This window comes from Pseudomonas uvaldensis (assembly GCF_021271205.1).
Taxonomy (GTDB): domain Bacteria; phylum Pseudomonadota; class Gammaproteobacteria; order Pseudomonadales; family Pseudomonadaceae; genus Aquipseudomonas; species Aquipseudomonas uvaldensis.
In genome coordinates this window covers 270766-281052 of record NZ_JAIWKS010000004.1, presented here as the reverse complement: position 1 = coordinate 281052, position 10287 = coordinate 270766, and the positions used below count along the sequence as shown (strand labels likewise).

Annotated in this window: 10 protein-coding genes; 3 read left to right on the top strand and 7 right to left on the bottom strand. The window is 62.1% G+C overall.

Features of this window, described 5'->3' with window-relative positions; genetic code table 11:
* Position 1: 1 nt before the first annotated feature.
* From LCU97_RS11100 to LCU97_RS11075, 6 genes are all read right to left on the bottom strand, one after another.
* The gene (locus tag LCU97_RS11100; RefSeq protein ID WP_232776386.1) at positions 2-1333 is read right to left on the bottom strand and encodes a DUF58 domain-containing protein; all 1332 of its coding nucleotides are present in this window, start codon (positions 1331-1333) and stop codon (positions 2-4) included.
* A gap of 64 nt (positions 1334-1397) precedes the next feature.
* Entirely contained in the window at positions 1398-2402 is a 1005-nt protein-coding gene (locus LCU97_RS11095; RefSeq protein WP_053146917.1) for an AAA family ATPase, read from the bottom strand.
* Positions 2399-3562, bottom strand: a complete 1164-nt coding sequence (locus LCU97_RS11090) for a DUF4350 domain-containing protein (protein WP_232776384.1) — start codon at positions 3560-3562, stop codon at positions 2399-2401. Before LCU97_RS11090 ends, LCU97_RS11095 begins: the two co-directional genes overlap by 4 nt.
* Complete coding sequence (locus tag LCU97_RS11085) at positions 3559-5097, bottom strand: DUF4129 domain-containing protein (protein WP_232776382.1); 1539 nt, start codon at positions 5095-5097, stop codon at positions 3559-3561. The genes LCU97_RS11090 and LCU97_RS11085 overlap by 4 nt, the downstream gene beginning before the upstream one ends.
* The gene (locus tag LCU97_RS11080) at positions 5084-6058 is read right to left on the bottom strand and encodes a stage II sporulation protein M (RefSeq protein ID WP_053146923.1); all 975 of its coding nucleotides are present in this window, start codon (positions 6056-6058) and stop codon (positions 5084-5086) included. The genes LCU97_RS11085 and LCU97_RS11080 overlap by 14 nt, the downstream gene beginning before the upstream one ends.
* Positions 6055-6780, bottom strand: a complete 726-nt coding sequence (locus LCU97_RS11075; protein ID WP_232776380.1) for an RDD family protein — start codon at positions 6778-6780, stop codon at positions 6055-6057. Before LCU97_RS11075 ends, LCU97_RS11080 begins: the two co-directional genes overlap by 4 nt.
* A 198-nt stretch (positions 6781-6978) precedes the next feature.
* Here LCU97_RS11075 and sbcB point away from each other — a divergent pair, with 198 nt between their 5' ends.
* Positions 6979-8406, top strand: coding sequence for an exodeoxyribonuclease I (gene sbcB, locus LCU97_RS11070; protein ID WP_053146927.1), 1428 nt, complete (start codon positions 6979-6981; stop codon positions 8404-8406).
* Between the two features lie 80 nt (positions 8407-8486).
* Here sbcB and mvaT read toward each other — a convergent pair whose 3' ends face one another.
* Entirely contained in the window at positions 8487-8861 is a 375-nt protein-coding gene (gene mvaT / locus LCU97_RS11065; RefSeq protein WP_408636386.1) for a histone-like nucleoid-structuring protein MvaT, read from the bottom strand.
* A gap of 309 nt (positions 8862-9170) precedes the next feature.
* Here mvaT and purU point away from each other — a divergent pair, with 309 nt between their 5' ends.
* The gene (purU, locus tag LCU97_RS11060; protein WP_039591673.1) at positions 9171-10019 is read left to right on the top strand and encodes a formyltetrahydrofolate deformylase; all 849 of its coding nucleotides are present in this window, start codon (positions 9171-9173) and stop codon (positions 10017-10019) included.
* Positions 10020-10106: 87 nt separating this feature from the next.
* Entirely contained in the window at positions 10107-10277 is a 171-nt protein-coding gene (locus LCU97_RS11055) for a hypothetical protein (protein WP_232776377.1), read from the top strand.
* Positions 10278-10287: the final 10 nt, after the last annotated feature.

Genomic DNA, 10287 nt, shown 5'->3' with positions numbered 1-10287 from the left:
CCTATAGATTTCCGGCTTTTTTCCACCCCAGGTACAACGTCACCAGCTCGGCCCCCAGCTCCCCAGGCCGGGCTTGCAACACCACCACGCCATGGGCGTTCAGGCGCTCGTGCAGTTCATTGCGTGCATTCAAATACTCGACGGCCCCGCAATAGGCCAGGGCTTCGGGTAAGGTCTGCACCGGCGCTTCGCGCAGTCGGTCCAATGCCTCTTCCCGCAGGCTGGCCACCAGCACCCGATGCTGCTGGCCCAGTCGTTTGACGGCCGTCAGCAGGTCTTCGTCGTCTTCATCGCGCAGGTTGGTGACCAGTACCACGAGAGCCCGACGTTTTTGCCGGGCCAGCAGTTCGGTGACGGCGGCCTGATAGTCGGCGGGGCGGGAAGTGCTGTCCAAGTCGTACACGCTGTTAAGCAGCACATTGAGCTGGCCGGTGCCCTTGACCGGGGCGAGGTAGCGCGGTTGCTCGCTGGCGAACGCGCTCAGGCCCACGGCATCGCCCTGGCGCAGCGCCGTATAGCTGAGCAGCAGGCAGGCGTTGAGCGCCTGATCGAAATGCGACAGCTCGCCGTCCTGGCTGCGCATGCGCCGGCCACAATCGAGCATGAAAATGATTTGTTGGTCACGTTCGTCTTCGTATTCGCGGGCAATGGGCGTGCGATGGCGGGCGGTGGCTTTCCAGTCGATCTGGCGCAGGCTGTCGCCTTCGCGAAACTCGCGCAACTGATGGAAATCCTGCCCCTGGCCTCGCCGTTGACGCTGGCGGACGCCGAGCTGGCTGAGCCAGTTGTCCACTGCCAGAAGCTGGCCGTCGTAGAGCCTGGCGAAGTCGGGATAAACCCGGATCTCGTCGGCCGCGGCCAGCAGGCGCTTGTCGGACCACAGGCCCAAGGGGCTTGGCAGGTTGACCTCGCAGTATTGGAAGATGAAGTGGCCGCGCTTGAGTGGGCGCAGGCGATAGCCGGCCTGGCTGGGCTGGCCCGGTTGAAGCACCACTGGCAGCGGAAGGTGTTCGAAGGCCAGTCCGTCTGGGACATGATCGAAGACCAGGATGTCCAGCGGCTGGGGGAAATCGTGGGTGATGCCCAGGTGGACTTCGCTCCAGCGACCCAGGGCCAGGCTACCCGGCATCTGCCGTTGCACTCGCGGCGAAGGCATACGCTTGAGGCGCACGGCGTCGAGAATCGCCAGGGCCAACAAGGCCAGCAGCAAGCCCCAACTGATCGATTGGGCCGACGCTGGCAACGCAATGCCCAACGCTCGCAACGCCCCCAGCACGATATCGACGGCCAGCAGGATCGCCAGCCACGCCAATAGCAGGCGCGAGGGCTTCATCGACGCGTCCCCGCGACCGTGGGAGCAAGGCTCGACGCGGTCGATCCGACAGCGATGTTCATCTTCACAACCGCGGCGCCGGCACTTGATCGAGCAGTTGGCCCAGCACTTGATCCACCGACAGCCCTTCGATGTCCAGCTCCGGCGCCAGCCGCACCCGATGGCGCAGCACGGCCAGGGCGCAGCCCTTGATGTCGTCCGGCACGACGAATTCGCCGCCGCGCAACAGGGCACGCGCCCGGGCGCAACGCACCAGCGCAATCGAGGCGCGAGGGCCGGCGCCCAGGGTCAGGCCTGGCCAGCTGCGGGTGGTGCGGGCCAGGCGCACGGCGTAGTCGAGCACCTGGTCGTCCATCGGCAGGTCGCTGGCAATGCGCTGCAGCGCCTGCACGTCCTTGGCCTGCAACACCGTGCGCAGGGGTTGTACGTCAAGCATGTCGGCCCGGGTCGAACGGCTGACCTGACGCACCATGTTCAATTCCTGATCGGCGTCCGGGTAGTCCATGCGCACCTTGAGCATGAAGCGATCGAGCTCGGCTTCCGGCAGTGGGTAGGTGCCTTCCTGTTCGATAGGGTTCTGGGTGGCGAGCACCATGAACGGCTGGGCGATGGGCAGGGCACGGCCTTCAAGGGTGACCTGGCGTTCCTGCATGGCTTCGAGCAACGCGGCTTGGGTCTTGGCCGGTGCGCGGTTGATCTCGTCGGCCAGCAGCAGGTTGGTGAAGACGGGGCCCTTGCGCAACTTGAACTGCTCGGTCTGCAGGTCATACACCGCATGGCCGGTGACGTCGCTGGGCATCAGGTCGGGGGTGAACTGGATACGGGCGAACTCGCCATTGAAACAGCGGGCCATGGCGCGCACCAGCAGTGTCTTGCCCAATCCGGGAACCCCTTCGAGCAGGACGTGACCGCCGGCGATCAACGCCGTGAGTACATCGTCGATCACCGCAGCCTGGCCGACCACCGCCTTGTGCAGCTCGGTACGGATGGCCTGGGCCAGCTGACTGGCGCGCTGGCGCTGTTGGGCGGCGTGAGCCTGGCTGTCGACCGGTTCGTTCTGTTCAGTCATAAGGCATTCCTGAGGGTTTGCAGATGGGCGACCTGGCGGCAGAACTCTGCGCTGGACAGGCGCTGTTTCGGCCGGGGGGCGAGGGCGTGGCTGATGGACTTGGTGGATTGGCGCGTCAGGCGCGAGAGCACCTGCCATTGCTCGGCCACGGCCAGTTGTTCGAAGCCGGGATGACGATGTCGAGCCCGGCGCATCACGTCCTGTTGCAGGCTGTGCAGCAGGTGTTGCTGGCCGGCATGGCGCAGATGGAACACCGCACTGGCCTGCACATGCTCCTCCAGTTGGCGCCGGGCCTTGGGGGCCGGCTGTTGCAGCGGACCATGGCGGATCGCCGAATGCCAGAGCCACAGGGCGACCAAGGCTGCCAGCGCCACCAGGGCCTGAGGAAAATAACGCAGCAGCAAGGTCAGCAGGCTGTCGTGATCGATGTTGAACAGCAGCGTCACGTCCGTGTCGGCGCTCAGGTACCAGAGCAGCCAGGCATTGTCATACTGGTCGATTCGATCGTTCTTCCACAGCTCGGCATCGGTGATCACCGTGATCGAGCCCAGGCCATGGTTCAGTTGCATCATGTGGGTGGCCTTGGCGCTGTTGGCCCAGGCCTGGGCAAGGTTGTGGGGGTCTTCGAGGTGGAAGTCGGTGTCGAAACCGACATACGCAGGCGCCTCTTCATCCTCCAGGTACAACTTGGTCAGCTCGGGGTAGTGGTCCTCGGTGGGAGCCGGCTCCGGGTCCTTGAGGTCCTCGCTCAGGAGTTGGTGCAGGCTCACGCGGTCCAGCAGCAGATCGCCGCTGCTGTTGGTCCGCTCATCCCACAGGGCTTCGGCAACGAACAGCAATCGCCCGCCGGCCCGGGTCCAGTTCATCACCTGCTCGACTTCCCGCGGCGTCATGTCGGTGCGTTCCCCCAGCAACAACAGGCTGTGCTGGCGCGGTTCCAGGGTGGGCAGGATGTCCAGGCTATTGGCGTGTTCGATATTGATGCCTTGCCGGCGCAGGAAATGCTCGGCGGCCAGGTAGGGGTTGGCCTGGGCTTCGGGGGAGGGGCCGTGGTCGACGGTCTCCTGATAGGGCACCGCCTTGACGTTCACGTAGGCGAACAAGGCCAGCACCAACGCGGCCACCAACACTCCGACCAGCAGTCCGACGCGCCGGCTCATCGCGCCACTCCCGGACCGAACAGCCCGCGCCAACCGTCGCACAGCGTTTGTTGCAGAGGGGGCGGTGGCGTGCGATGCCCATACGCGACATTCTGCCAGTGCAGGGTCAGGAGCTTGCTGAACGCCAACAGGTTCTCCTGCTGGAGCTGTTCGATACGCTGCAGTACCTGGCCTTCGGTATCGGCCGCTTTCAGGGCAACACCGAATTCATGATGCAGGCGGCTGAGCAGGGCCCGGTACAACAGGCCCAGGGCGTCACGTGGGGCTGTGGCCCACAGTTGCTCAGCGCTGGCCGCTACATCGTCCGGCAAGCTTTCTTCCCGTATGTCCAGGCCGAACATGCGGGCCGGCACCGGTGGTTCTGTGGACGGGCGCCTGGTCCGTCGGCGACCGGGCAGGGCCTGGAACCGATCACGGTAGTGCCAGGCCAGCCAGACGATCGCTCCCGCCAGGCAAGCCCAGAGCAGGACCTGGATGGTCGCGGCGGCGGTCTCGAAGTGCAGGCCACCGAGCCACTTGAAGAATGCCTTGAGCCAGCCCGAGGGTTCCTCGGCCTCGGTGGATTCTTCCGAGTCCTCGCCAAAACGGTAACGGGTCACGGTCTCCGGATTCTTGAACGGTGGAGCCTCAAGGATCGCTTCGATGCTGTTTCGGGACGCCTCGCTGGTGAGGGGCTGATTGAGCAGTCGGGGGCTGTCGGGCGCGGCGTTGTCTTCGGCGGCCCAGGTCACAGGCGTCAGTGGCAGCAGCGTCAGGGCCAGCAGCATCAGCACCGGGGCAACGCCGCTCAGGCGCTGGCGCAGGCGTCGGAACACCAGCTCGATGTCCCAGGCTTCCAGGATCGTGCGCCGATTCAGGTACAGGCTGAAGCCGCAGGCGACATACACCGGTTCCCAGAGAATCAGCAGCAGGGGATACAGGAAGTTGATCAGATGTTCGAACCACAGCCAGCCGTTCTCGGCGACGGCGATCAATGCCTGCCAGTCCCATTCCAGTTCCACCTGCTGCGGCACGAACAGGTAGAACAGGGCCATCAGTCCGAACCACAGGGCCATCTCCAGATGCACGCCGATCACGGTCAGCCACTGCGCTGCGCCGCCGCTGCGTTGCAGCAACACTCGCAAGCGCTGTGCCCGCGCTTCACCGGCAAGCCCTTCAAGTTGCACCACCGGCATCAGGAAACTGCGGCTCAGGCTCAGCCGTCGCCAGGTCAGGCTGGCGAACAATTGGGGTTTGAGCAGCGTGAGCCACTGGCGCAAGGCTTGTTTCAACGTGGGCGTTTCGCCAAACAATGCCTTGGAAAGAATGTACAGCGGCAGACGGTCGAAGGCTGGCTTCAACCACCAGAACACCAGCACCACCAGGGACGGCGAATCCCATAGCAGCAAGGACAGCAGCGCATAGACCGGAAGCGTGACGATGGCCCAGCTGAGCATCAGCAGACGTCGATGCTGCTGGCTCATCAGGATGCCCAGGTCCATGGCTTCCCAAGCGGTGCGCGGGCGAATGGCTACGGTGGCGTCACTCAGCCGCATGGCGTACCCGTCCGGCAAACAGCAGGTAGCTCAACACCAGCAACCACAACAAGGCGCCGACCGTGTATTTGGTGGCGGGCGTCACGGTGCTGGAGGACCAGTAGGCTTCGATGAAGGCGGCGATGAGCAGGAACAACGTCACCCCCGCGATCATCGATATGCTTTTGCGTGCGGCGAGCCGCAGGGCTTCGCCCCGGGTGAGGCGCCCCGGGGCGATCAATGCCCAGCCCAGTTGCAGGCCAGCGGCGCCGGCCAGGGTAATGGCAGTGAGTTCGAAGGCCCCGTGACCGATCACGAACGACCAGAACGTCCCCCCCGAGCCAATCTGGGTCAGGTGTCCGGCCACCGCACCGATGGTCAGGCCATTGAAGAAAAGAAAGAATGCACTGCCCAGGCCGAACATCATGCCGCTGGCGAACGTCTGAAAGGCGATGCCGATGTTATGCATGATGTAATAGCCGAACATGACCCAGTCCTCGCTGGCGGCCCGTTCGATCGAGCGCCCCAGGTGGCCGGCGGCCGGATCGTACATGCTGCGAATCTGGCTGACTTCCTCGGCACCCAGAACGCTGTAGACCAGATCGGGGAACAGATAAACCAGCAGCCCGATGCCGACCAGGCTGCCAAGGAACATCACGCAGGCGGCCAGCACGAAGCGCCATTGCTCTCGAACCAGTTGTGGGAAACCGACCAGGATAAACATCGCGAGGCCGGCCGATGGCCTGCTGCGGTCGCGGTAGAGTTGCTGGTGCCCACGCAGCGCCAGTTGCTGCAGCGTATCGACTAGCAGGCTGCTGTAGCCTCGCGCCTGGGCCAATGACAGGTGCTGGCAGAGCCGGCGGTAGGCGTGGGGAAAGTCGCTGCTCTGGGGGACGTTGCGGCTGCGCTCCAATTGATCGAGCAGTCGGGACAGGCGCTCCCATTCTTCCTGGTGACGGTTTTCGAACAGACTTTGCTTCATAGTGGCCCCAACAGGCCGCGGGCGATGCCATTGAGTTCGGCCACGGCGCGGGCGGGTGGCACGTGCAGCGGCGCGGCGAGGATGCTCGCCAGTTCATTGACCCTGGCATCGGAAAGTTCGGCCTGGCGTTCGGCGAACCCCAGCACGGCACGCTGTTCGTTGAGACTCAAGGCAAAAGGTGGCCGCAAGGGCGGCGCCTGCGGCAGGGCGGGGCGCTTGACCGGCTGCTCGCGATACACCACCAGCGTGCCGGCCGCCAGGTCTCCCAGGCGCTTGAAGGCCGGATGCTGCAGGCAACAGACGGCGCCGAAGGCATAGCCAAAGGGCAGCAGGTCGACGAAGCGCAACAGGTTGCGGATCAGCGAGGCCGACCAACCGATCGGCCGGCCGTCGTCCTGGACCACACGCAGACCCATCATCTGCTTGCCGGGGGAACGCCCTTGTCTCAGCACTTCGAACAGCACCATGTACCACCAGCTGACCACGAACAACAGGATGGCGCCCAGGCCGATCCCCAGTTCGCCAAAAAATGCCAGGATGAAGAACAGGCATCCCAGGGTCAGACCTCGTATGCCCAGATCGATGGCGAAGGCCAGCGCACGAGGCATCAGCCCCGCCGGGCGCAGCGGCAGGTCGATGCCTTCGGGCGTTTCGACCTGATATCGCGTGTCCAGGGGCGGGGGTAGCGACGCGTTCCTTTGCAGTGCTGGTGTCTCGAGCATGGGCTACCTGAGTGATGGGCCGGTTCGAACGTCCGCAGATGCTAGCAGTCTTCGTGCGCGCAAACGATATGACGATGCCTGTCATTTAATGCTTTGCCCACAAGGGGGGAGCAAAAGGATTTCAAAAGTTGCAGGAACACTGGTCGGGCCCGGGTCAGGGCGCCTAGACTTCGCCAGTCTTCAATTCAGGAACAGGCCGTGACTTCCATCTTCTGGTACGACTACGAAACCACCGGTATCGACCCGAGGAGCGATCGCCCCTTGCAGGTGGCGGGTATCCGTACCGATTTTGAACTCAATGAAATCGACGAACCGGTGAATCTGTATTGCCGGCCCAGCGATGACATCCTGCCTCATCCGGCTGCCTGTGCGATCACCGGCATCACCCCGGCGCGCCTCGCGGAGCAAGGGTTGAGCGAAGCCGATTTCATGACCCGTGTCCACGCGCAACTGGCCATGCCGGGCACTTGTGGAGCCGGTTACAACACACTGCGTTTCGATGACGAAATGACCCGCTACAGCCTGTATCGGAATTTTTTCGACCCGTACGCCCGCGAATGGCAGGGGGGGAACAGCCGCTGGGACCTGATTGACCTGGTGCGCGCCGCTTACGCACTGCGCCCGCAAGGCATTGTCTGGCCACAGGAAGATGGCCGCGTCAGCCTCAAGCTCGAACGCCTGACCGCCGCCAATGGCATCGATCACGGCCAGGCGCACGATGCGTTGTCGGATGTGCGGGCGACCATTGCACTGGCCCGTCTGATCCGCCAGAAACAGCCACGGCTCTACGACTGGCTGTTCCAGTTGCGTGCCAAGCAGAAAGTGCTGGACCAGATCCGTCTGTTGCAACCGCTGGTACATGTCTCCGGGCGTTTCTCCGCTGCGCGAAACTACATCGGTGTGGTCCTGCCGCTGGCCTGGCACCCGAAAAACCGTAACGCCCTGATCGTCTGCGACTTGCATCTGGATCCTCAGGGCTTGCTGGAGCTGGAAGCTGAGACGTTGCGCCAACGTTTGTATACCCGTCGCGAAGAGTTGCTCGAAAGTGAGCTGCCGGTGCCTCTCAAGCTCATCCATGTCAACAAATGCCCGGTGGTCGCGCCCCTGTCGGTGCTACGCGCCGAAGACCTGGAACGGTTGCAACTGGATATGAATGGTCTGCGGCAGCGGGCATCGCGGCTAAATGACGCACAGCAGATCTGGCAGGAAAAACTTCAGACTATTTATGGCCGCGAGGATTTCACGGCCAGTGAAGATCCGGAACAACAGTTGTACAGCGGTTTTTTCGGTGATCGTGATCGTCGCTTATGCGAACAAGTCCGCTTGGCGGACCCGACGCAATTGGCGCGAGAGCGGTGGCTATTCGATGATGAGCGCCTGCCGGAATTGCTGTTTCGATATCGTGCGCGTAACTTCCCGGACACCTTGAATCCCGAAGAGCAGGAACGCTGGAAACAGTTCTGTCGACAGCGCCTGTCATCTGCGCAATGGGGGGCGCCAAACACTCTGGAAACTTTTGACAGGGCGATGGGAGAGTGGATGGCCCTGGCCACACCCTTGCAGCGAGAGGCCCTCGTGGAATGGCAAGGTTATAGTCAGCAATTGCGCAAGCGTTTAAGCCTTTGAGCGGCCATTATTAAAGTAAACGCCATAAAAAACGCCAGCGATCGCTGGCGTTGTTTTGCCCGGGGAGAGCAGCTCGGGGCTTAGCCCAGCAGCTTGGCCCAGCTTTCAACCACGTCACCGCCCCACTTGGCTTTCCACTCTTTCAGGGTCTTGTGGTTGCCACCTTTGGTTTCGATGACATCGCCGGTGTGCGGGTTTTTGTATTGCTTAACTTTGCGAGCGCGTTTGGTGCCGGTAGTTTTCACGGTACCACGAGTTGCTTTGCCCGACTTGGCTTCTGGATCCAACAGGGCAATGATGTCGCGCAGGGACTTGGAGTATTCGCCCATCAAAGTGCGCAATTTGCCTTCGAATTCCAGTTCTTTTTGCAGTTTGTCGTCTTTTGACAGGTCTGCCAGACGTTGTTGCAATTCTTCAATGGCTTGTTTTGTGGCGTTGTATTCGGTGAGGATCATGGACATGAGGACTACCTTATGTAGGACGCTGGTGACAAGGAGACAGTGTGGCAATAGTAATCAGACAGTTTCATCAAGTAAACATTTAAGCGGGTTTTATTTAATTAACTAGTGCCAGACCACAAAAACTGCGGTTGCAGTTAAATACGCAGGCAGGCTTTTCACATCTGTTCACACATATAGCACGCGGCCCCGTCCCGGTACGGCGCTGCCGTGAGGGGGCGGAGGGGCCAGGTGCGTCATCGATACTGCAGTTTTGCCGCGCAATGGCTAGAATGGCCGCCTTTGCGAAGTTCTGGAGTTTCCCTAATGCGCACTTTTCGGCTGGTGATCGCTTGCCCGGACCGCGTCGGTATCGTTGCTAAAGTCAGTAACTTTCTGGCGTCTCATAACGGCTGGATCACTGAAGCAAGCCATCATTCGGACAACCAAAGTGGCTGGTTTTTCATGCGTCACGAGATCCGCGCCGACTCGCTGCCCTTCGGCATCGAGGCCTTTCGCGAGGCCTTTGCACCGATTGCCGAAGAGTTCTCGATGGACTGGCGCATCACCGACACCGCGCAGAAAAAACGCGTGGTGCTGATGGCCAGCCGCGAGTCTCACTGTCTGGCTGATCTGTTGCACCGCTGGCACAGCGATGAACTCGACTGTGACATCGCCTGCGTCATTTCCAACCATGACGATCTGCGCAGCATGGTGGAATGGCACGGTATTCCGTACTACCACGTACCGGTCAATCCGCAGGACAAGCAACCGGCGTTCGCCGAAGTGTCGCGGCTGGTCAAGCAGCACGACGCCGAAGTAGTGGTACTGGCCCGCTACATGCAGATCCTGCCGCCATCCCTGTGCAGCGAATACGCTCACAAGGTGATCAACATCCATCACAGCTTCCTGCCGTCATTCGTCGGGGCCAAGCCGTACCACCAGGCCTCGATGCGTGGGGTGAAGCTGATTGGCGCTACCTGCCACTACGTGACCGAAGAGCTGGACGCCGGCCCGATCATCGAGCAGGACGTGGTGCGCGTCAGTCACAGCGACAGCATCGAAGACATGGTGCGTTTCGGCCGGGACGTCGAGAAGATGGTGCTGGCGCGTGGCCTGCGTTATCACCTTGAAGACCGAGTGCTTGTACACGGCAACAAGACCGTGGTGTTCTGATCCATCCTGTGGGAGCGAGCACGCTCGGCTCCCACCGTATTTGCTGGCAAGATGGGGCTGTCCGGCCCCTTTTTTGTGAGGCACGCCATGAACGACCCATTGGACAAAGCCACCTCCAAGGCACCCGCGACCCTCGGCGAAGGTTGCTTGAGCCGCTACGACCCTGAAGAACTAAGCCCGGAAGACGGCACGGACTTTCCCGACGCCGCCGAGCTATGGAAACAAACCCATCCAGAGGACGAGCCCGAACCCCGGTAGGGACCTGCGA